The organism is Sphingopyxis italica (assembly GCF_011926545.1).
GTDB classification, from domain to species: domain Bacteria; phylum Pseudomonadota; class Alphaproteobacteria; order Sphingomonadales; family Sphingomonadaceae; genus Sphingopyxis; species Sphingopyxis italica.
Map to the genome: position 1 here is coordinate 1,073,144 of NZ_JAATIT010000001.1, position 19,377 is coordinate 1,092,520.

The 19,377-nt window shown below is 65.8% G+C and carries 23 protein-coding genes; 10 read left to right on the forward strand and 13 right to left on the reverse strand.

Annotation, left to right across the window (positions count from 1 at the left end; genetic code table 11):
- Nucleotides 1–4: 4 nt before the first annotated feature.
- Nucleotides 5–1,003, reverse strand: a complete 999-nt coding sequence (gene hemB, locus GGR90_RS04765) for a porphobilinogen synthase (RefSeq protein WP_167919777.1) — start codon at nucleotides 1,001–1,003, stop codon at nucleotides 5–7.
- 232 nt (nucleotides 1,004–1,235) lie between these two features.
- Nucleotides 1,236–2,750, reverse strand: a complete 1,515-nt coding sequence (locus GGR90_RS04770) for a M23 family metallopeptidase (protein WP_245198392.1) — start codon at nucleotides 2,748–2,750, stop codon at nucleotides 1,236–1,238.
- Between the two features lie 299 nt (nucleotides 2,751–3,049).
- Between GGR90_RS04770 and GGR90_RS04775 the strand changes: the two genes are divergently transcribed.
- From GGR90_RS04775 to GGR90_RS04800, 6 genes are all read left to right on the forward strand, one after another.
- A complete protein-coding gene (locus GGR90_RS04775; protein WP_167919781.1) occupies nucleotides 3,050–5,809 on the forward strand; it encodes a helicase-related protein in 2,760 nt (919 codons plus the stop codon).
- A gap of 7 nt (nucleotides 5,810–5,816) precedes the next feature.
- Nucleotides 5,817–6,167 carry an RNA-binding S4 domain-containing protein gene (locus tag GGR90_RS04780; protein ID WP_167919782.1) on the forward strand — a complete coding sequence of 117 codons (351 nt, stop codon included), beginning with the start codon at nucleotides 5,817–5,819 and terminating at the stop codon, nucleotides 6,165–6,167.
- A gap of 113 nt (nucleotides 6,168–6,280) precedes the next feature.
- Nucleotides 6,281–6,619 (forward strand): ferredoxin FdxA, encoded by a 339-nt coding sequence (gene fdxA, locus GGR90_RS04785; protein WP_167919783.1) that lies wholly within the window; start codon nucleotides 6,281–6,283, stop codon nucleotides 6,617–6,619.
- A 152-nt stretch (nucleotides 6,620–6,771) separates the two neighbouring features.
- A complete protein-coding gene (gene clpP / locus GGR90_RS04790; protein ID WP_167920820.1) occupies nucleotides 6,772–7,422 on the forward strand; it encodes an ATP-dependent Clp endopeptidase proteolytic subunit ClpP in 651 nt (216 codons plus the stop codon).
- A 168-nt stretch (nucleotides 7,423–7,590) separates the two neighbouring features.
- Nucleotides 7,591–8,862 (forward strand): ATP-dependent Clp protease ATP-binding subunit ClpX, encoded by a 1,272-nt coding sequence (gene clpX, locus GGR90_RS04795; protein ID WP_167919784.1) that lies wholly within the window; start codon nucleotides 7,591–7,593, stop codon nucleotides 8,860–8,862.
- Between the two features lie 271 nt (nucleotides 8,863–9,133).
- Nucleotides 9,134–11,644: a TonB-dependent receptor gene (locus GGR90_RS04800; RefSeq protein ID WP_167919785.1), complete on the forward strand. Its 2,511-nt coding sequence runs from the start codon at nucleotides 9,134–9,136 to the stop codon at nucleotides 11,642–11,644.
- Nucleotides 11,645–11,894: 250 nt separating this feature from the next.
- Here GGR90_RS04800 and GGR90_RS04805 read toward each other — a convergent pair whose 3' ends face one another.
- The 10 genes from GGR90_RS04805 to GGR90_RS04850 all read right to left on the reverse strand — a co-directional run bounded on the left by GGR90_RS04805 (nucleotide 11,895) and on the right by GGR90_RS04850 (nucleotide 15,629).
- On the reverse strand, nucleotides 11,895–12,305 hold the full coding sequence (locus GGR90_RS04805; RefSeq protein WP_167919786.1) for a SufE family protein: 411 nt from the start codon (nucleotides 12,303–12,305) through the stop codon (nucleotides 11,895–11,897).
- Between the two features lie 184 nt (nucleotides 12,306–12,489).
- On the reverse strand, nucleotides 12,490–12,735 hold the full coding sequence (locus GGR90_RS04810) for a hypothetical protein (protein ID WP_167919787.1): 246 nt from the start codon (nucleotides 12,733–12,735) through the stop codon (nucleotides 12,490–12,492).
- A gap of 23 nt (nucleotides 12,736–12,758) precedes the next feature.
- The gene (locus GGR90_RS04815; protein ID WP_167919788.1) at nucleotides 12,759–13,019 is read right to left on the reverse strand and encodes a hypothetical protein; all 261 of its coding nucleotides are present in this window, start codon (nucleotides 13,017–13,019) and stop codon (nucleotides 12,759–12,761) included.
- 26 nt (nucleotides 13,020–13,045) lie between these two features.
- A complete protein-coding gene (locus GGR90_RS04820) occupies nucleotides 13,046–13,243 on the reverse strand; it encodes a hypothetical protein (RefSeq protein ID WP_381448606.1) in 198 nt (65 codons plus the stop codon).
- Nucleotides 13,244–13,329: 86 nt separating this feature from the next.
- Complete coding sequence (locus tag GGR90_RS04825) at nucleotides 13,330–13,650, reverse strand: hypothetical protein (RefSeq protein ID WP_167919791.1); 321 nt, start codon at nucleotides 13,648–13,650, stop codon at nucleotides 13,330–13,332.
- Between the two features lie 14 nt (nucleotides 13,651–13,664).
- Nucleotides 13,665–13,964 carry a hypothetical protein gene (locus GGR90_RS04830; protein ID WP_136175941.1) on the reverse strand — a complete coding sequence of 100 codons (300 nt, stop codon included), beginning with the start codon at nucleotides 13,962–13,964 and terminating at the stop codon, nucleotides 13,665–13,667.
- Nucleotides 13,965–14,006: 42 nt separating this feature from the next.
- The gene (gene pspC, locus GGR90_RS04835) at nucleotides 14,007–14,387 is read right to left on the reverse strand and encodes an envelope stress response membrane protein PspC (protein ID WP_093509606.1); all 381 of its coding nucleotides are present in this window, start codon (nucleotides 14,385–14,387) and stop codon (nucleotides 14,007–14,009) included.
- A 1-nt stretch (nucleotide 14,388) separates the two neighbouring features.
- Nucleotides 14,389–14,664 (reverse strand): envelope stress response membrane protein PspB, encoded by a 276-nt coding sequence (pspB, locus tag GGR90_RS04840; RefSeq protein ID WP_093509607.1) that lies wholly within the window; start codon nucleotides 14,662–14,664, stop codon nucleotides 14,389–14,391.
- Between the two features lie 12 nt (nucleotides 14,665–14,676).
- A complete protein-coding gene (gene pspA, locus GGR90_RS04845; protein ID WP_167919793.1) occupies nucleotides 14,677–15,342 on the reverse strand; it encodes a phage shock protein PspA in 666 nt (221 codons plus the stop codon).
- A gap of 116 nt (nucleotides 15,343–15,458) precedes the next feature.
- Complete coding sequence (locus GGR90_RS04850) at nucleotides 15,459–15,629, reverse strand: hypothetical protein (protein ID WP_167919795.1); 171 nt, start codon at nucleotides 15,627–15,629, stop codon at nucleotides 15,459–15,461.
- 175 nt (nucleotides 15,630–15,804) lie between these two features.
- Here GGR90_RS04850 and pspF point away from each other — a divergent pair, with 175 nt between their 5' ends.
- On the forward strand, nucleotides 15,805–16,833 hold the full coding sequence (pspF, locus tag GGR90_RS04855; protein WP_167919797.1) for a phage shock protein operon transcriptional activator: 1,029 nt from the start codon (nucleotides 15,805–15,807) through the stop codon (nucleotides 16,831–16,833).
- A gap of 145 nt (nucleotides 16,834–16,978) precedes the next feature.
- Here pspF and GGR90_RS04860 read toward each other — a convergent pair whose 3' ends face one another.
- Nucleotides 16,979–17,488, reverse strand: a complete 510-nt coding sequence (locus tag GGR90_RS04860) for a hypothetical protein (protein ID WP_167919799.1) — start codon at nucleotides 17,486–17,488, stop codon at nucleotides 16,979–16,981.
- Nucleotides 17,489–17,717: 229 nt separating this feature from the next.
- Between GGR90_RS04860 and rplU the strand changes: the two genes are divergently transcribed.
- The 3 genes from rplU to GGR90_RS04875 all read left to right on the forward strand — a co-directional run bounded on the left by rplU (nucleotide 17,718) and on the right by GGR90_RS04875 (nucleotide 19,374).
- Nucleotides 17,718–18,218, forward strand: a complete 501-nt coding sequence (gene rplU, locus GGR90_RS04865; RefSeq protein WP_167919801.1) for a 50S ribosomal protein L21 — start codon at nucleotides 17,718–17,720, stop codon at nucleotides 18,216–18,218.
- 49 nt (nucleotides 18,219–18,267) lie between these two features.
- The gene (gene rpmA / locus GGR90_RS04870) at nucleotides 18,268–18,537 is read left to right on the forward strand and encodes a 50S ribosomal protein L27 (protein ID WP_167919803.1); all 270 of its coding nucleotides are present in this window, start codon (nucleotides 18,268–18,270) and stop codon (nucleotides 18,535–18,537) included.
- Between the two features lie 240 nt (nucleotides 18,538–18,777).
- Complete coding sequence (locus tag GGR90_RS04875) at nucleotides 18,778–19,374, forward strand: GNAT family N-acetyltransferase (protein ID WP_167919805.1); 597 nt, start codon at nucleotides 18,778–18,780, stop codon at nucleotides 19,372–19,374.
- Nucleotides 19,375–19,377: the final 3 nt, after the last annotated feature.

Below are 19,377 nucleotides of genomic sequence, written 5' to 3' on the forward strand. Positions count from 1 at the left end.
GCTATCAGGCGCCGAGCAGCCGTGCCGCGTGGAGGGCGTGATAGCTCAGAACCCCCGAGGCGCCGGCGCGGCGGAAGGCGAGCAGGGTTTCGAGGACGAGCGCATCGCGGTCGCCGGCGCCGGCGGCGGCCGCGGCCTCGATCATCGCATATTCGCCCGACACCTGATAGGCGTAGACGGGCACCGCGAAATTGTCCTTCACCGCGCGTATGATGTCGAGATAGGGCAGTCCGGGCTTGACCATCACGCTGTCGGCGCCCTCGGCGAGGTCCTGCGCGACTTCGCGCAAGGCTTCCTCGCTGTTCGCGGGGTCCATCTGATAGGTCTTCTTGTCGCCCTTGAGCAGCCCGCGCGAGCCGACCGCGTCGCGGAACGGGCCGTAAAAGGCCGAGGCATATTTGGCGGCGTAGCTTATAATCTGAACATGGCCGAAGCCTTCGGCCTCGAGCGCCGCGCGGATCGCGCCGACACGGCCGTCCATCATGTCCGAAGGCGCGATGATGTCGGCGCCGGCGCGCGCCTGATTGAGCGCCTGTCCGACCAGCACTTCGACCGTCTCGTCGTTGAGAACATAGCCCGCGCCGTCGATCAGCCCGTCCTGTCCGTGGCTGGTATAGGGATCGAGCGCGACGTCGGTGAGGATGCCGATGTCGTCGCCGAGCGCCTGCTTGATCGCGGCGGTGGCGCGGCACATGAGGTTGTCGGGATTGAGCGCCTCGCCGCCGTCCGCGCTGCGCCGGTCGGCCTGCGTATAGGGAAAGAGCGCGAGGCACGGGATGCCCGCGACAACCGCCTCTTTCGCGCGCTCGACGAGTAGATCGGCCGACCAGCGCGACACGCCCGGCAGGCTCGCGATCGGCTCCTCGGCACCCGCGCCATCGCAGACGAACAGCGGCCAGATGAGGTTCGCGGGCGACAGATGCGTTTCGCGCACCATCGCGCGGCTCCAGCCGGTGCGGCGGGTGCGGCGCAGGCGCAGGTCGGGGAAAGCGGCTTGGGTCATGCGGGGTGCATAGCCGGGTGCGGGCGCGGGGCAAATGGATAATGGAGTGCTGATCCGGGCGACCTATTCCCGTTCGCATCGAGCCCTTCGACTGCCCTGGCAGGCGCTCAGGATAAACTTCGACCTGCGGTCGAAGTCGAGATGCCCATCGGGGCCAAGAGCTATGCCGCGGAGTGTCTCGACTTCGCTCGACACAAACGGAACGAGAGGTTGCGCGGCTCGGGAGTGAAGATCAGATCCCGTCCCCGACCCTTTTCGACGCCACGTCGGCGAGGCTGCCGAGCTTCGGGCCTTCGACCTGCTTCGGCGCGATCGGGGTCAGGGCGGCGCCGGGGGCGACCGAGGTCAGTTCGCGGATGCGCGCGCGGAAGGCGGCGAGCGCCTTGCCCTCGAGCAACGCGCGGGTCACGAAGGTCACCGACGACGGATTGACCGCGCGGCCGTTGCGATACAACTCGTAATGGAGATGCGGGCCGGTCGAAAGGCCGGTCGAGCCGATATAGCCGATCACCTGCCCGCGCTTGACGCGCTGGCCCGACCGCACCGCGATGCGGCTCATATGACCGTAACCGGTGCCGAGCCCCTTGCCGTGATTGAGCTTCACATAATTGCCGAAACCGCCGTGGCGCCCGGCGATCGTCACGACACCGTCGGTCACGGCATAGATCGGCGCGCCATAACCGCCGCCGAAATCCATGCCGCTGTGCATGCGCTTGTACCCGAGGATCGGGTGGCGCCGCATTCCGAAATTCGAAGTGACGCGTCCGCGCGTCGGGCGCGTCATGCCGCCGCGCTGTTCGCCGACGCCCGACGCCTCGAACCATTGGGAGCCGCCGTCGGCATTCCATTCGAGCATCGACAGCTTGGGTTTTCCGCCACGGATCAGCCCCGCATAGAGCAGCTTGCCCGTCTCGCTCTCGCCCGTTTCGGCGCGGCGATAATCGACGATGATGTCGAACTCGTCGTTGCTACGAATATCGCGGCTGACCGAAATCTGGCGGCCGATGACGCGAAGATAGGACTGGATCGCCTCGGGCGGCGCGCCGGCGGCGCGCGCCGAGCGATAGAGGCTGTCGCCGACCTTTCCGCGAATGCGCAGCGGGGTCGCATCGACCGCGATCGGGATGCGCCGCATGACGAGCTGGCCGCCGATCCGCTCCATTTCGATGCGCAGGTCGAAGCGCGCGCGCATCGCGAGCGCCTCGACCGGGCGCGGCATGGTACGCGCGGCCCGGCGGCCGAGGATCAGGTCGATGCGCGTGCCCGGCGCGATGTCGGCGAGCGGAACCGCGCCCGACACGCGGGCGGCAAGCGCCTGCGCCTCGCTGCTGCCGACGCCCGAGCGTTCGAGCAGGCGCGCGAAGCTGTCGCCGCGCCCCAATGTGGCGGTGAGTTCGATCTGCGGCCGTTCGGGGGTCTGGGTGAGCGGGCGGACGGCGTCGGTCGCCGCCATGTGGCGGCCGGTGTCGCCGCCGAAGGCCAGCGGCACGATCATCTGACCGCGCGCTTCGTTGAAATCGGCGGCGTCGAGCGCGGGGGCGCCGACCGCGAGCGGCTGGACGCCCGGGAAGGTCGCGATCGCGGTGCCGCACAGCAGGGTTAATGTCGCGAGACCGCGCCACCATTCGGCCGAGCCGATATTATTGCCAAGGTCGGGGACAAGGTCGAGCTGCGCCAGCCGGTCGCGCCAGCCGAGCCGCGGCCCGGCGGCGGAATCGCCCTGCCGCAGCGGGATCGCTTGCGACATCGTGAGGGCGGCCGCGTTGCCGGACATCCCCGCGATGGGTTCGTGACGCTGAAACAAATTGCAACCCCCGCTCGGCGGACCTCCCTAACCCGGCCGCCGAATGATGTTCTCGAGGGCTGGTCTGTAAAGAAAGACCGTTAAAGTCAATTTAATGGCGGATTTGCGCGGCCGGGTTGCGGCGAGGCGTGGCGGGGTCGAGATATGATGCAACAGTGCGGGAAAAATCGGCCTCCACCCTGCGGTTCGACGATCGGCTGTTGCGCGGCGACCGCGCCCATGCCAGCTTGGCCTCCAAGAAAATGACCTCTTCCCCTTCCCAGCCGGTCAAGGCTGTCCTTGGCCCCACCAACACCGGCAAAACCCATTTGGCGGTCGAACGCCTGACCGCCCATTCGAGCGGAATGATCGGCTTCCCGCTGCGCCTGCTCGCGCGCGAGGTCTACGACCGCGTCGCCCGGATCAAGGGCGCGGCGCAGGTCGGCCTGATCACCGGCGAGGAGCGGATCATGCCGCCCGAGGCGCGCTATCTGCTCGGCACGATGGAGGCGCTGCCGGTGGAACGCGACGTCGCCTTCGTCGGGATCGACGAGGCGCAGCTCGGCGCCGATCCCGAACGCGGCCATGTCTTCACCGACCGGCTGCTGCGCGCACGCGGGCGCGAGGAAACGATGATCCTGGGGTCGGCGAGCATCCGCGGGCTGGTCAAAGGGCTGGTGCCCGAGGCCGAGATCATCACGCGGCCGCGCTTTTCGACCCTGAGCTACGCCGGATCGTCGAAGCTCTCGCGCCTCCCCAAACGCTCGGCGATCGTCGCCTTTTCGGCCGAAGAAGTTTACGCGATCGCCGAAATGCTGCGCCGCTTTTCGGGCGGCGCGGCGGTGGTGATGGGCGCGCTCAGCCCCAAGACGCGCAACGCGCAGGTCGCGATGTTCGAGGCGGGCGAGGTCGATTATCTGGTCGCCACCGACGCGATCGGCATGGGGCTCAATCTCGACGTCCAGCATGTCGCCTTCGCGAGCCTCCAGAAATTCGACGGACGGCGCCTGCGCCGCCTGACGATTTCGGAAATGGCGCAGATCGCGGGGCGCGCCGGACGCCACCAGCAGGACGGCGGCTTCGGCACCGTCGGCCTGCCGCAGGGCGGTTTCACGCCCGAGGAAATCCACGCGATCGAGGGGCATCATTTCCCGCCCCTCGCCAGCCTGTTCTGGCGCAATCCGACCCCGGGTTTCGGCTCGCTCGACCAGCTTTTGTCCGACCTCGCCCAGCCGCCCGACCAGCCGATGCTGCGCGCGGCGCCCGAGGCGGTCGATATCTCCGTGCTCAAGCATCTCGCGGGCGACATGGAAGTGCGCGCGCGCGGCGGCGATGCGGGCGCGGTCCAGCGCCTGTGGGACGTCTGCGGGCTGCCCGATTTCGAGCAGCTCGGCGCCGAGCATCACAGCCGCACGGTGCTGAAGCTGTGGCAGTGGCTCACGAGCGGCGACGGGATGATCGACCCCGACTGGTTCGCGCGGCGCCTCGCCCGGCTGAACGACGTCGAGGGCGACATCGACCAGCTCGCGAGCCGCATCGCCGCGGTGCGCACGCTCTGCTTCATCGCGCAGCGCGGCGACTGGATCGCCGGCGCGGCGGGCTGGACCGAACAGACGCAGGCGCTCGAGTCGCGCCTGTCCGACGCGCTTCACGCGGCGCTCGCGCAGCGGTTCGTCGACCGGCGGCTGGCGCTGTTGCTGCGCGACGCCGGGCAGCGCGGCACCGCGCTGCCGGTCGCGGTCGGCGCCGACGGCACCGTCGCGGTCGATGGCGAGGCGATCGGCACGCTCAAGGGCTTTCAGTTCAGGGTCGATCCCGTCGCCAAGGCGAGCGACCACCGGATGCTGCTCGCCGCGGCCGAAAAGCATCTGCGCGCCGAACTGGCGCGCCGCGCGACCGCGCTCGCCGGGGGCGACGATACCGCGCTGTCGCTGATCGCCGACCCGGGCACCCCACCGCGCCTCGCCTGGCACGGCGATGTCGTCGCGACGATGGCGCGCGGTCCGACGCTGGTCCAGCCGTCCATCCAGATCGATCCTTCGCTTCGCCGGCTCGAGCTGCATCAGGTGCAGGCGATTTCCGAGCGGCTCCAGCACTTCGTCGCGCAGCAGCTCGCGCGCCATGCCGGGCCGCTCGCCGCGATGGGCGAGGCGGCGGGCGACCTCTTCACGCCGCCGCGGGTGCGCGCGCTGCTCGCCGCACTCACCGACAACAGCGGTACGATCGGCCGCGCCGCGGTCGAGGAACAGCTGAATGCCTTGACGGCGGAGGAGCGGCCGCAGCTACGCAAGCTCGGCTTCACGATCGGTTCGCTCGATATTTTCCACCCGCTGCTGCTGAAGCCCGAGGCGGTGCGCTGGCGCGCCGCGCTGACCGCCGCGCAGCAGGGCGCGCCCGTGCCCGCGCTGCCGCCGCACGGCGCGGTGCTGCAAAAGAACGGCCATCAGGCGGGGCTTGCCGTCGCGGGCTTCCGCCGCTGCGCGTCGGGCTGGCTGCGCATCGACATGGCCGAGAAACTCGCGCGCCAGGCGCATGCCGCGCGAATGCAGGCGGCGGCGCCGCCGACCGCACCGATCGCCGGTGGCGACGAACTTCATGACGGCCATGCGAATGACGATGCCGAGGGAGCGACCGCGGCGCCGCCGGGCTTCGTGATCGATCCCGCGCTCGCGACCTCGCTCGGCCTCGACGAGGAGACGCGCCGCGCGCTGCTCGGCAGCTTCGGCTTCCGCGCGATCGGCGAAGCGGCGCTGCAACGCTGGCGCTGGTCGGGGCTGCGCAAGGCGGCCGACAAGCGCCCGCGCCGCAAGAAGGATCGTAAGGATCGCAGCGGGAGCGACGCCGCGCCGCGGGCCGCAACCAACGGCGCCGTCCGCCGCCCGCCCGCGGCCCAGGCGAAGGACAAGCGCGGCCAGCCGGGCAAGCCCCGCCCCGACGCCGCGCGTCCGCCGCGCCGCGGTCCGTCGCCGAACAGCCCGTTCGCGGGGCTGGCCGCTTTGCTCGCGGGCGCGCGCAAGGACTGACGCGTTTATGGCAAGCCCCGGCGCCGCAGGAAGCATCCGGCTCGACAAGCTGCTGTGGTTCCTGCGTTTCGCGCGCTCGCGCAGCGTCGCGCAGGCGATGGTCGAGGCGGGGCATATAAGGCTCGACGGGCGGCGCGTGACGCGCTCGTCGTGCGCGGTGCACGCGGGGGCGACGCTGGTGCTGCCGGTCGGCGAGCGCATCGAGGTGATCCGCCTGTTGTCGCTGCCGCTCCGCCGCGGCCCGGCGGCGGAGGCGCAAGCCTGCTATCGGCGGCTCGACCCCGCCGCAGCCCCGTCGGCTATCGGCGTCGATGGAAATGCTTTGCACGCAAAGAACGGCGATCGTCCTAATCAATGAGAGTGATTCGCAAATGTCGCTTAGCGTTGACGCACCGCCTTCACGCGGCATAGAGGCGAGCGATTGGAGTGCATGGCGGCCCGATTGCCGCCACCTGAGGGAGCCGAAAGCCCATGACCTATGTCGTCACCGATGCCTGCGTCCGGTGCAAATATATGGACTGCGTCGAGGTGTGCCCCGTCGACTGTTTCTATGAGGGCGAGAATATGCTCGTCATCAACCCGAACGAGTGCATCGACTGCGGCGTCTGCGAACCCGAATGCCCGGCCGAGGCGATCCTGCCCGACACCGAGAGCGGGCTCGAAAAGTGGCTCGAGGTGAACACCAAGTTCAGCGCCGAATGGCCGAACATCACGGTCAAGAAGGAAACGCCCGCAGACGCCGACGAATATAAGGGGGTCGAGAACAAGTTCGAAACGCTCTTCTCGCCCAATCCGGGCGAAGGCGACTGACCCGAAATCAGACGATCGGAACGGGGCGGGGCTTTCCCGCCCCTTCTTTTTGCCCCCTTGAAACCGTTCCGATTGGCGACGATGTAGGGCGGTGAAGGGGCCAGCCCGCCGGTTCTCGGCAGGGCGCTTCTATGATGAAGGACGAATTCCCAATGATCGACCCGCTCGCCGCGCTTGTTCCCGTCGTCGTCGAACAGACGAGCCGCGGCGAACGCAGCTTCGACATTTTCTCGCGCCTGCTGCGCGAACGGATCATCTTCGTCACCGGCGAGGTCGAGGATCATATGGCCTCGCTGATCACCGCTCAGCTGCTGTTCCTCGAATCGGAAAATCCGAAAAAGGACATCTATATGTACATCAACTCGCCGGGCGGCGTCGTCACGGCGGGCATGGCGATCCACGACACGATGCAATATATCCGCCCGCGCGTCGGCACGGTGTGCATCGGTCAGGCGGCGTCGATGGGCAGCTTCCTGCTCGCGGCGGGCGAGCCCGGGATGCGCGTCGCGCTGTCGAACGCGCGCGTGATGGTGCACCAGCCGTCGGGCGGCGCACGCGGCATGGCGTCGGACATCGAGATCCAGGCCAAGGAAATCCTGCGCATCAAGAAGCGGATGAACGACCTGTACGTCAAATATACCGGCAAGTCGCTGAAAGAGATCGAAAAGGCGATGGACCGCGATACGTTCCTCGAGGCTGACGAAGCCAAGGAATTCGGCCTCGTCGATCAGGTGTTCGACCGCCGCCCGGGCCTGCCCGGCGACGACGCGCCGAAGGATGTCAGCGAGGGTCCGACGCCCTGATCACGCCCCGGCAACTCCCCGGTAACCGCATTTGTTGACGTCCGTTTGGCGCTGTGATGCTACGCGGAACATTGAACCCATGTCACCCAATTGCCATATTGTAATTGGGTGACCCGGGGCTAGGATAAGGACGGCGACGCCCCTTTTGGGCTCGCCATAGGAAGATTTATGACGAAATTGAGTGGCTCGGACAGCAAGAGCACCCTCTATTGCTCCTTCTGCGGCAAGTCGCAGCACGAAGTCCGCAAGCTGATTGCCGGACCGACCGTGTTCATCTGCGACGAATGTGTCGAGCTGTGCAACGACATCATCCGCGAAGAGATCAAGGGCGGGGTCGCCGCGCGCAAGGACGGGGCGGTGCCGACGCCGCTCGAAATCTGCCAGCATCTCGACGCCTATGTCATCGGCCAGAACACCGCCAAGCGCGTGCTGTCGGTCGCGGTGCACAATCACTACAAGCGCCTCGCCAACTCGGGCCGCGGCGACGATGTCGAACTGGCGAAGTCGAACATCCTGCTCGTCGGCCCGACCGGCAGCGGCAAGACCCTGCTCGCGCAGACGCTCGCGCGCTTTCTCGACGTGCCCTTCACCATGGCCGACGCGACGACGCTGACCGAGGCGGGCTATGTCGGCGAGGATGTCGAGAATATCATCCTCAAGCTGCTGCAATCGTCGGACTACAACGTCGAAAAGGCGCAGCGCGGCATCGTCTATATCGACGAAATCGATAAAATCAGCCGCAAGGCCGAAAACCCGTCGATCACCCGCGACGTGTCGGGCGAAGGCGTGCAGCAGGCTTTGCTCAAGCTGATGGAAGGCACGACCGCCAGCGTCCCGCCGCAGGGCGGGCGCAAGCATCCGCAGCAGGAATTCCTGCAGGTCGACACGACCAACATCCTGTTCATCGCGGGCGGCGCGTTCAGCGGGCTCGAAAAGATCATCGGCGACCGCCTGCAGGGCAAGTCGATCGGCTTCGGCGCGCATGTCGCCGGCCCCGACGAACGCCGCAGCGGCGAAGTGCTCAAGCAAATCGAACCCGAGGATCTGCTGAAGTTCGGGCTGATTCCCGAATTCGTCGGCCGCTTGCCGGTGATCGCGACGCTCGAGGACCTCGACGTCGAGGCGCTGGTCAAGATTTTGGGCGAGCCCAAGAACGCGCTGGTCAAGCAATATAAGAAATTGTTCGATCTGGAGGAGGTCGCGCTGACCTTCACCGACGATGCGCTGGTCGCGGTTGCCAAGAAGGCGATCGAACGCAAGACCGGCGCGCGCGGGCTGCGCTCGATCGTCGAGGCGATCCTGCTCGACACGATGTTCGACCTGCCCGACCTGACCGACGTCGTCGAGATCGTCGTCGACAAGGATGTCGTCGAGGGCCGCAAGGACCCGGTTCGCGTCTATGCCGACAAGGCGAAGGAAGCGGCGGGCGACGCCGCCTGACCCTGAGTCGCGCGCCAAAAGGCGCGCGACTTTATGTTGCATTGCAGCAACAGTAGCCCGGAAAAACGCCGCCGCGCCTGTGGATAAAATCGGGCGGGTCACGCAAATTCGGGCTTTTTCGGCCTCCCTTCAGGCGGCGCGCGGCTCGCCGCTTGCACTGTCACAATTGCTGTCACAATCGTGCCACATGCGGGCTTCAGGGGCGCTCGCAGGTCTTGGCGCGCCCCGATCGCGTGCCTGCCGAACGCACCACCAAAGGGGAAATCCTGAAATGAAATTCCGTCAAACGCTCACCGCCAGCGTTGCGCTGCTTCCGGTCGCGCTGCTTTCCACGCCGGCCTTTGCCCAGTCGACCGGCTCGGTCGATTTCGACGACGAGATCGTCGTCACCGGCTCCGCATCGCGCGACATCGGCGGGGTGACCATTCCCGAAACCGCGAAAGCGAAGCAGGTGCTGGGCGAAGAAGTCATCCGCCGCCAGCGCCCCGGCCAGACGGTCAATGACATCGTCAACCTGGTCCCGGGCGTCAGCTTCCAGAACAACGATCCCTGGGGCTCGAACGGCGGCGGCTTTACCATTCGCGGCTTCGGCGCCGATCGCGTTTCGCAGACGCTCGACGGCCTGCCGCTCAACGATTCGGGCAATTACGCGCTCTACTCCAACCAGCAGGTCGATTCCGAAGTCATCGAGCAGGTCAATGTGAACCTCGGCTCGACCGATGTCGACAGCCCGACCGCCTCGGCCACCGGCGGCACGATCAACATCCGCACGCGCGAGCCTTCGGACACCGCCGGTCTGATGACCACGATGACCTTCGGCGACGTGCTCGCGAAGGGCGCGGAAAACACCGTTTACATGCGCGGCTTCGGCATGATCGACACCGGCGACTTCACCGGCATCGGCACCAAGGCCTTCGCGTCGCTCAGCTACACCAATTATGGCGTGCCCTATAACCCCTATGGCGAAGTCAAAAAGACGCAGTTCAACGGCCGCATCTGGCAGGATCTGGGTTCGGACGGCGACTTCATCGCGATCTCGGGCCATTTCAACCGCAACCGCAACAATTTCGCCGGGTCGGAATCGCTCGAGGATCTGCTCGGCTATTATGACGGCACCTTCACGAAGAAGGAGCGTTTCACCCAATATGAAGAAAGCGGTGTATATCCCTGCACCATCCCGGCGGGCCAGACGCTGAATGGCGGCGGCACGGCCGGCGTTTCCGAACGCTATGACGATCGCAACGGCTGCGGCGCGGCCTTCTATCGCCGCTACAATCCGTCCGACACCGGCAACATCCGCGGCGCGTCGCGCTTCACGCTGACCGACAAGCTCGTCCTGACCGTCGATCCGAGCTATCAATACGTCAAGGCGAACGGCGGCGGACCCGACGATCTTCGCGAATCCTTCTTCACGCCGGGCGGCGCGACCACGGGCCTGACGGGCGCCTTCAACGGCGGCTATTATTTCGGCCGCGATCTCAACGGCGACGGCGATCTGGAAGACCGGATCGCGGGCATCGATCCCAGCCAGACGCACACCGACCGCTACGGCGTCGTCGCCAACCTGATCTATGATATCAGCGACGATCACCGGGTCCGCGTCGCCTACACATGGGATCGCGCCCGCCATCGTCAGACGGGCCAGCTCACCGACATGCTGACCACCGGCGAACCGAGCGACGTGTTCGCGATCGATAACGCGCTGCTCGACGTCAATGGCAACGAGGTCAACAAGCGCGATCGCCTGTCCTATGCGATCCTGCATCAAGTGTCGGGCGAATATCGCGGCGAGTTTGGCGACCTGACCGCGATTGTCGGCCTGCGCGCACCCTTCTTCTCGCGCGAGCTGAACCAGAACTGCTACACGACCTCGATCAGCGGCTTTGTCGACTGCCCCGCGGCGGGCCAGGACCTCAGCGAATATGAGGCGGCCAATCCCGATTACGCATCGCCGCAGTCGCGCACTTACAAATATGACAAGCTGCTGCCGAATGTCGGTTTCACCTACGACTTCAGCCCGGCCTTCTCGACCTTCGCCAACTATGCCAAGGGCCTGTCGGTCCCCGGCACCGATCCGCTGTATGATTCGCTCTATCTGGCCGACGACGATCGCGTGCGCCCGGTTCCCGAGACGACCGACAGCTTCGACCTCGGCGTCCGCTACTCGATCGGCCCCATCCAGGCGCAGCTCAGCGGCTGGTACACGCGCTACCAGAACCGCCTCGCCTCGGCCTTCGATCCGACGGCCAACGATGGCGAGGGCGCGTTCGTATTCCGCAACCTCGGTCGAGTCGATAAATATGGTCTCGACGGGTCGATCGCCTATCGCCCGACCCGGAACTCGCTGATCTACATCTTCGGCTCGCTCAACAAGTCGGAGATCAAGGAGAATGTGCAGAACGGCGTCGATGACGATGGCAATCCGGTCTTCCTGGGGACCGCCGGCAACATGGAATCGGGCACGCCGAAATATTCGTTCGGCGCGCGCGGACAGATTGCGTTCGGCGATGTGGAACTGGGCGCTCAGGTCAAGCGCACCGGGTCGCGCTGGATCAACGATCTGAACGAGGACCGTGCCCCGGCCTACACGCTCGTCGATCTCGACGCGCGCTGGACGATCGGTGAATTCGCCACCGGCGGCGATGTCGCGCTTCAGCTCAACCTGACCAACTTGTTCGATCAATATTATATCGGATATTTCGGCGGGTCGCTCGACGACTTCCCCTTCGCCCAGATCGGCGCCCCGCGCGCCGCGAGCCTGTCGGTCATCATCGGCTACTAAGCCGAGCGTCGATCGGCGCGAGAAGGGGCGCGGGAGGAAACTCCCGCGCCCTTTTCTTTTGACGGCCAACGGCCGGAAGCTGCCCTCGCCCACCTTTTACTTCGTCATCCCCGCGAAAGCGGGGACCCAGAGCCTGCGTAGGCTGATCCCAAACCGGGTTCCCGCTTTCGCGGGAATGACGAGTGTTGGGAATGACAGCTCCCCACCCCTAAGCTGACCTTATGACCGTCGCCTACAGGCCACCCTCGAATCAATCCGCGGCGATGCGGCGGGCGGTGTCCTGGACGAGCGCGATCATGTTGGGGACGCCCTGCGTGCGGTTCGACGACAGCTGGCGCGTCAGGTCGAAGGGGGCGAGCGCGGCGGCGACGTCCATCGCCGCGACTTCGCTCGCCCGTTTGTCCTGCACCGCGGAGAGGACGAGCGCGACGATGCCCTTGGTGATCGCGGCATTGCTGTCGGCGAGGAAATGGAGGCGGCCGTCGTCCCGCGGCACCGGATAGACCCAGACGCTCGCCGAGCAGCCGCGCACGAGCGTCGCATCGGTCTTGAGCGCGCCCGGCATCGGCTCGAGCGTGCGGCCAAGCTCGATCAGCAGGCGATAGCGATCGTCGCCGTCGAGAAAATCATATTCTTCGAAGATGTCGGTGAGGCTGCGCATGGCGGCGGCACTGGCAGATTTTGCGGAGGGTTGGAAGGGGCCTTACCCCCCGCCCCAATACTCGTCATGCTGAACTTGTTTCAGCATCCATGGCCCGCGCTTTCGATATGCGCCGCGCTTGAGGAGAGGTCCGGCCATGGACCCTGAAACAAGTTCAGGGTGACGATGAAAAGAGGTGCAGTCTTTACAGATCGACCCCCGCCGCGATCGCTTCCAATTTGCGCAGCCGTTCCTTGAGGTCGGCGATCTCGATCCGCGATCCGGCGCTCGGGACGCCCTGATCCTGCGGCGCCGGGGCGTGGCCGGCGGCGAGTTCCTCGCGCTTGAGCTGGATCCAGTCGCGCCAGCCGCGCAGCGCGACGAGGCTGACGATGCTCAGCGCGGTGAGCGCGACCGCCGCGGCGGTGAAGTCGGGAGTGATGAAAGCCATGAGCGTTGCTCCTTTGCCGGCATTCAGATTTTGCTGCTGTCGCGCAGCTTCTCGATTTCCTGGTCGAGCGTGACGGCGCGGTTGTTGTCGGTCGCGATGCGTTCGAGCACCTGGATGCGGTCCTTGAGCGCGCGAATCTCGGCCTGCAGCGCCTTGGTCTCGGCATCGTTTCCGGCGACATAATCATGGCCGTGGCGGTCGCGGCGAATGCCGTGCTTGGCGCGGACGATGCTGCCGATCGTCACGATGAGGACGATGCCGATGACCATTTCAAACGGGCCCATGGGGAAGATCCTTTCCTGTTTCTGTTTTAGTTGAGCGGCGCGTCGCGCAGCTTTTCGATCTCTTCGGCGACTTCGACGCCGCGGTCGGTCACGATGCGCTCAAGAACGCGGACGCGGGCCTCGAGCCGTTCGGTGTGCGCCGCATATTGCGCGGCCTTTTCGGCGGTTTCGTTCGACAGGAGGGTCAGCTGCTTTTCCTTGAACTTCAGGTGCCGCTTGTACATGTCGCCGCCAATGCCGAGGATCACGGGGATGCCCACGACGATGAAGAAGAAACCGAGGACGAAACTACCGTTCATGGCCTGACTCCTCAGTTCGCCGGGCGCCGCAGCGCCTCGATCTCGTGGCTCAACCGGCCGGCTTCGTCGGTGACGATGCGTTCGATCACCGCGAGGCGATCCTTCACCGAACCGAGTTCGGCGCGCAGCTGGGCGTTTTCCTGGCTGATCAGCTTGACGCGTTCCATCGCCTCGTCGCTGGTCTTGGGATAGACGGCCTGGCCCCAGGCGCCGTCGAGCGGATAACCGTTCTTGACGCGCAGCCAGGTGGTGAAAACCCACCCGCCGATCGCGATGATCGCTATGATGACCGCGGCGGGCGAGAGCGAGCTGATGATGTCGGTAGCGTTCATTGTCTTCTATCCTCTCAGCGCAGGCGGTCGATCTGGTCGGCGAGCTGCGCCGCCTTCCCGCCCTCTTCGGTCGCGATGCGTTCGAGCACCGAAATCCGCTCTTCCAGTCGGCTGACCTGCCCCGCCAGCTTGGCGTTGTCATCGGTCAGCAGGGCGATTTTTCGATCAGCGTCGGGGTCGGTTCGATGAACCGTGCCGCCCCATTCATTCTCGACGGGGTAGCCGTGCTTGGCGCGGATCCAGGTGGTGAACATCCAGCCGCCAATCGACAGGGCGATGATGGCGAGGACGAAAGTGGTACCGCCGAAATTCATAATGTGTCTCCCTGTTTGCCCCAGTTCGATCCGCGTCCCGACCTACCGGAGAGCGTCGATCTCGTCGGCAAGGCGGCGGTTGTGACTGGTGTAATATTGCTCGATGTCGGCAAGCCGGCGGTCGATGTCGCGGAAGCGCGAGCGGATGTCGCGGGTCGAAGCACTGGGGTTCGAGCGCACGCCCTGCCAGAATTTCGCTTCCTCGTTCGAGCCATAAAGCGCGAAGGGTTTCGCCGTGCCCATCCAGGCGACCATCCAGTATGCGATCAGCGTCCAGGGGAAGCCGCCCATCAGGGTGAGCAGCACCGCGCCGACGCGGACCCAGAGCACGTCGATCCCGCTATAATCCGCGATCCCCGCGCACACGCCGCTCCATTTGGCGTTCTGCTTGTCGAGGTAGAATTTGGTGCGGCTGGCAGACATCTCAGTTCCTCCGGCTATTGTTTTCGAGTTGCGCCAGGTCTTCATCGCTGCGTACCGCGGGGCGGAAGTCGGGATGGTCGGCGCTGATGATGCGTTCAACAGTATGGAGACGATTCTCGAGCCGACGAGCCGTATCGTAAAGTTCGTCGAGCAGCTGTTCGTCTTCTCCGGTCAGCGTCTTGGCCTGTTTCCACTTCGTGATGTAGTGGAGGATCAGCCAAGGCAGACCGAGGAAGAGGGTTCCGATAACGATCGGGACGATGATGATCTCTTCCATCGGTCCGGCTCCTTACTGCTTGCTGGCTTGCGCGGCTTTCAGCGCGGCGAGTTCGTCGGCAACCTTGTCGGCGGCCTGCAACTCGGCGATTTCCTCGTCGAGCGACTTCTTGTAGCCGAGGCCCAGCGCATCGGCGCGGCCTTCGGCTTCGTCGACGCGGCGTTCGAGGACCTCGAAGCGCGAGAAGGCGTCTTCGACCCGGTCGCCGTTGGTCATCTCGCGCAGCTTGTAGCGGTTCTCGGCGCTTTCGAGGCGACCCGCGACGCTCGACTGGCGCGCGCGCGCTTCGCTCAGCTTCTTCTGCAGCTTGGCGATATCGCCTTCATAACCGGTCAGCGCGTCGTCGAGGACGGCGATCTCGGCCTTGAGGCGCTCGGCCATGTCGCCCGCCTTCTGCTTTTCGACGAGCGCGGCGGTGGCGAGGTCCTCGCGGTCCTTCGACAGCGCGAGTTCGGCCTTTTCCTTCCAGCTGTCCTGCAGGCTTTCGAGCTTGGCGATGTGGCGGCGCATCTCCTTCTGGTCCGCGATCGTGCGGGCGGCGGAGGCGCGGACTTCGACGAGCGTTTCGTTCATCTCGAAGATGATCTGGCGGATCATCTTTTCCGGATCCTCGGCCCGGTCGAGCAGGTCGGTGACGTTGGCGGCGATGATGTCGCGGGTTCGTGAGAAAATACCCATTTTGAAACTCCTGTCGAAAACTTGAGACCCAATGTGTTTTTGGGGGTGTCTGTTTTTTTAAAAAGGCTGGTGCCGGGGCGGGGCAAGGGGGGAGAGTGCCCCGGCACCAGTGCCGGTCAGGCCAAGGGACTGACCGCCGGGGTCGAAGCAGCACCGACCAGGCCGACGGCGGGCATGCCGGCGGCGTTGGCGGCGGTGGCAGGATAGTTGACCGCGCCAACGAAAATGGCCAGCGCACCCACCGCGCTGAACGCGAAAGTAGCGGCTTGGGCAATCTTCGTTTTCATCGTTTCAACCTTCCTGTTTCGCTGCACCGGAGCGCTGTGCGCCGGTTCGTTGAAATCTCTGCAGGAGCCGTGCCAATTGCGTGAAGGCGCGGAAAACCGCCGAACTTCACGCATAAATCCAGCCCCCAATCGATTTGACTTGCCAATCAGCGGGAAAATTTGCCAATGATTGGGAATGGAGCGCGAAACGCAGTTCATCGGCCAGTCGGCGGCCTTTCAGGACGCGGTCGAGCGCGCGAGCCTCGCCGCGTCGCTCGACCGCCCGGTGCTCGTCATCGGCGAGCGCGGCACCGGCAAGGAATTGATCGCCGAGCGCCTCCACCGCCTGTCGACGCGCTGGGATCGTCCCTATGTGATCATGAACTGCGCCGCGATGCCCGAGACGCTGATCGAAAGCGAACTCTTCGGGCACGAGGCGGGGGCCTTCACCGGCGCGACGCGCACGCGCGCGGGGCGTTTCGAGGAGGCCGACGGCGGCACGCTCTTTCTCGACGAACTCGCGACGATGTCGATGGGCGCGCAGGAGCGCCTGCTCCGCGCGGTCGAATATGGCGAGGTCACGCGCGTCGGCTCGTCGCGCCCGATCCGCGTCGATGTCCGCATCGTCGCGGCGACCAACGAACACCTGCCCGCGCTGGTCGACGACAATCGGTTCCGCGCCGACCTGCTCGACCGGCTGTCGTTCGAGGTCATCACCCTGCCTCCGCTCCGCGCGCGCGAAGGCGATATCGAAGTGCTCGCCGAATATTTCGGGACGCGCATGGCGGCGGTGCTCGGCTGGGAGGAATGGCCCGGCTTCGGCCCGCGCGCGCTCGCGGCGATGGAAGGGCACGACTGGCCGGGCAATGTCCGCGAACTGAGGAACGTGATCGAGCGCGCGATCTATCGCTGGGCCGACCCCGAAAAGCCGGTCGATGCGTTGAGCTTCGATCCCTTCGCGAGCCCGTGGCAGCCGGTATCGCGCAAGGCGCCCGCAAGACCCGAGGCGCACGCCCCGGCGCCGGCGAACGACGCTGCGCAGCCCCCCGCTCCGCCCTCGGGCCCGGTCAGCGATTTACGCGCGGCGGTCGATGCTTATGAAAGGCAGATCTTGTCCGACACGATGGCGCGCTGCCGCTTTAACCAGAAGGTCGCGGCCGAAGCACTGGGGCTGAGTTACGACCAGATCCGCCACGCGCTGAAGAAACATGGGTTGAATCAATAGCATCGAATTGATCCTCCCTGTCGCGAAGCGATGGGGAGGGGGACCGCTCGCGTAGCGAGTGGTGGAGGGGCGGCAACGTCGCGCCATTGCCCCTCCGTCAGTGCTGCGCACTGCCACCTCCCCATGGCTTCGCCACGGGAGGATATTACCCCCCCGGCAACCCTGCGCTCAGCGCCTCGATCACCGCATCCTGCGTCGAAACGAGGTCGGCGAGCCGGTCGCGCAGCGCATAGATGTCGGGCAGGCCGTCGATCTGCTCGTCGACGCTGCGGTCGAGGTAGAGGCGGTCGATATCGGCGAGCGCCGCGGTGAGCGGCGCGCGCGCGGCGATGAGGCGCGAGATCGCCTGTTGCGCGACGACCCAGCGTTCGCCCGCGACCGGCGCGCCCGCCGCGGCGGCGACGAGCGACGCGGCGGCGGTGCGCTGGGCGGCGAACGCCTGTTGCCCGGCGGCCCCGTCCGCCTCCCAGCGTTCGAGCCGTCCGGCAAGGTCGGTGGGTAGCGGCCCCGGCGGCGCGACGACCACCGCGGGCGGCGCGACGTCGAATCGCCCCTCGACCGCGCGCTTCGCCAGCGAGGGGCCGTCGCTGGACTGCGTCGCGGCGCAGGCGTTCAGCGGCAGGAGCAACGGGACGAAAAGAAGGACGCGGATCATCGTCGCCCCTGATATGGTGGCGCCGGTGGTGCAGCAAGTGCCGAATCGGGCGCGTGCGCAATAATCGGCACCGCCCCGACGCTTTTGGACAAAAAGCGCGGGAATATGCGGTTGACAGCTCGGGCTTGGCTCGCTAGTGGCGCTGACTTTCCCGCATGCCGGAAAAATCGCCCGCCTTGGTGGGTGACTGGTGCGCGGGTGATTTAGTTTTTTGATTGGATGGAAGACCATGTTCGCAATCGTGCGCACGGGCGGCAAGCAGTATCGCGTCGCCGCCGGAGACAAGATCGCCGTTGAAAAGATCGACGGCGAAGCCGGCGACACCGTGTCGCTGGGCGACATCCTGCTGGCCGGTGACGGCGGCGAAACGAAGAGCGCCGAAGGCCTCGTCGTTTCGGCCGAGATCATCGCCCAGACGCGCGGTGAAAAGGTCATCGTCTTCAAGAAGCGCCGTCGGCACAATTATCGCCGCCGCAACGGCCACCGCCAGTCGCTGACGCTGCTGCGCATCCTTGCGGTCGGCGATGCCAAGAAGGCCGCGCCGAAGAAGGAAGCCGCTCCGAAGGCCGAAGCCGCTCCGGCCGCCGAAGCCAAGGCCGCTCCCGCCAAGGAAGCCGCGCCCAAAAAGGCCGCTGCTCCGAAGAAGGAAGCTGCGCCCAAGGCCGAAGCCAAGGCTGAAACCGCAAAGAAGCCCGCTGCCAAGAAGGCAGCCCCCAAGAAGGAAGCCTGAGCGCGCACGTCGCGGCTCGGCCTCTCGAACGAATTAAGGAGCATCAGTCATGGCACATAAAAAAGCAGGCGGTTCATCGCGCAACGGTCGCGACTCAGCCGGCCGCCGCCTTGGTGTGAAGAAGTTCGGCGGTCAGGAAGTGATCGGCGGCAACATTATCGTGCGTCAGCGCGGCACCAAGGTTTACCCGGGTGTCAACGTTGGCATGGGCAAGGACCACACGCTGTTCGCAACCGCCGAGGGCCAGGTCCGATTCCACGATGGCAAGCTTGGCCGCAAATATGTGTCGGTCGACGCCATGGCGGAAGCCGCCGAATAAGGACGATCTTCCAGGGTCGTCCACCAAGGGATGACCCGGAGCTGTCCTTTCCGCCAACAAGCGGAAACAAAGTTCGAAAAGAGGGAGACGGGTCACCCCCGTACTCCCTTTTTTCTTGCCTGAAATCCGCGCCCTAGCGGTCAGGCGCGAAAATCGGGCCATCCATCTCCCTCCATATCGAATGTCGTCAAAGCGTCACCATCTGGCGCCAGGGCGACAGGCAATTGGGAGTTAGAAAAGATGTTCGCGCGTACCGAAAGACTGTTGCTGCGGCCCGGCTGGCAAGAAGACGCCCCCGCGCTCGCCCGGGCGATCGGTGAGGAAGCGGTGGTCCGCAATCTTGCCCGAGCTCCTTGGCCCTATGGCGAAGAGCAGGCACAGGCATTTTTGAGCCAGCCGATCGATCCCGATCAACCGCGTTTCCTGATCTTCGCCCGCACCGGCGGCGCGCCGCGCCTCGTCGGCGGCTGCGGCATTTCGCCGAGTCCTGAGGGCGATCTCGAAATGGGTTACTGGATCGCGCGCCCCTATTGGGGTCTCGGCTTCGCGACCGAGGCGGGGCGCCAGCTGCTCCATATCGCACGCGCGATGAACCTGCCCAGGCTGTCGGCGGGCCATTTCGTCGACAATCCGGCGTCGGGCGCGGTGCTCCGCAAGCTCGGCTTTCGTCCGACCGGCAAGGTCGCGCAACGTTACAGCCTCGCGCGCGGCGGCGAAGCGGCGTGCGCGCTGTTCGAGGAAGGCGACGGTGACGCCGACGCTATCGTCACCCCGATGCGAAGCCGCATCGGGGTGGATGAGGATTTCCGCGAGGAAATCAGGCTGATGGCGGCGTGATGA

Coding starts and splice junctions, on each gene's coding strand:
- hemB (WP_167919777.1), bottom strand. CDS start 1,003: ATGACCCAAGCCGCTTTCCCCGACCTGCGCCTGCGCCGCACCCGCCGC.
- GGR90_RS04770 (WP_245198392.1), bottom strand. CDS start 2,750: ATGTCGCAAGCGATCCCGCTGCGGCAGGGCGATTCCGCCGCCGGGCCG.
- GGR90_RS04775 (WP_167919781.1), top strand. CDS start 3,050: ATGACCTCTTCCCCTTCCCAGCCGGTCAAGGCTGTCCTTGGCCCCACC.
- GGR90_RS04780 (WP_167919782.1), top strand. CDS start 5,817: ATGGCAAGCCCCGGCGCCGCAGGAAGCATCCGGCTCGACAAGCTGCTG.
- fdxA (WP_167919783.1), top strand. CDS start 6,281: ATGACCTATGTCGTCACCGATGCCTGCGTCCGGTGCAAATATATGGAC.
- clpP (WP_167920820.1), top strand. CDS start 6,772: ATGATCGACCCGCTCGCCGCGCTTGTTCCCGTCGTCGTCGAACAGACG.
- clpX (WP_167919784.1), top strand. CDS start 7,591: ATGACGAAATTGAGTGGCTCGGACAGCAAGAGCACCCTCTATTGCTCC.
- GGR90_RS04800 (WP_167919785.1), top strand. CDS start 9,134: ATGAAATTCCGTCAAACGCTCACCGCCAGCGTTGCGCTGCTTCCGGTC.
- GGR90_RS04805 (WP_167919786.1), bottom strand. CDS start 12,305: ATGCGCAGCCTCACCGACATCTTCGAAGAATATGATTTTCTCGACGGC.
- GGR90_RS04810 (WP_167919787.1), bottom strand. CDS start 12,735: ATGGCTTTCATCACTCCCGACTTCACCGCCGCGGCGGTCGCGCTCACC.
- GGR90_RS04815 (WP_167919788.1), bottom strand. CDS start 13,019: ATGGGCCCGTTTGAAATGGTCATCGGCATCGTCCTCATCGTGACGATC.
- GGR90_RS04820 (WP_381448606.1), bottom strand. CDS start 13,243: ATGTACAAGCGGCACCTGAAGTTCAAGGAAAAGCAGCTGACCCTCCTG.
- GGR90_RS04825 (WP_167919791.1), bottom strand. CDS start 13,650: ATGAACGCTACCGACATCATCAGCTCGCTCTCGCCCGCCGCGGTCATC.
- GGR90_RS04830 (WP_136175941.1), bottom strand. CDS start 13,964: ATGAATTTCGGCGGTACCACTTTCGTCCTCGCCATCATCGCCCTGTCG.
- pspC (WP_093509606.1), bottom strand. CDS start 14,387: ATGTCTGCCAGCCGCACCAAATTCTACCTCGACAAGCAGAACGCCAAA.
- pspB (WP_093509607.1), bottom strand. CDS start 14,664: ATGGAAGAGATCATCATCGTCCCGATCGTTATCGGAACCCTCTTCCTC.
- pspA (WP_167919793.1), bottom strand. CDS start 15,342: ATGGGTATTTTCTCACGAACCCGCGACATCATCGCCGCCAACGTCACC.
- GGR90_RS04850 (WP_167919795.1), bottom strand. CDS start 15,629: ATGAAAACGAAGATTGCCCAAGCCGCTACTTTCGCGTTCAGCGCGGTG.
- pspF (WP_167919797.1), top strand. CDS start 15,805: ATGGAGCGCGAAACGCAGTTCATCGGCCAGTCGGCGGCCTTTCAGGAC.
- GGR90_RS04860 (WP_167919799.1), bottom strand. CDS start 17,488: ATGATCCGCGTCCTTCTTTTCGTCCCGTTGCTCCTGCCGCTGAACGCC.
- rplU (WP_167919801.1), top strand. CDS start 17,718: ATGTTCGCAATCGTGCGCACGGGCGGCAAGCAGTATCGCGTCGCCGCC.
- rpmA (WP_167919803.1), top strand. CDS start 18,268: ATGGCACATAAAAAAGCAGGCGGTTCATCGCGCAACGGTCGCGACTCA.
- GGR90_RS04875 (WP_167919805.1), top strand. CDS start 18,778: ATGTTCGCGCGTACCGAAAGACTGTTGCTGCGGCCCGGCTGGCAAGAA.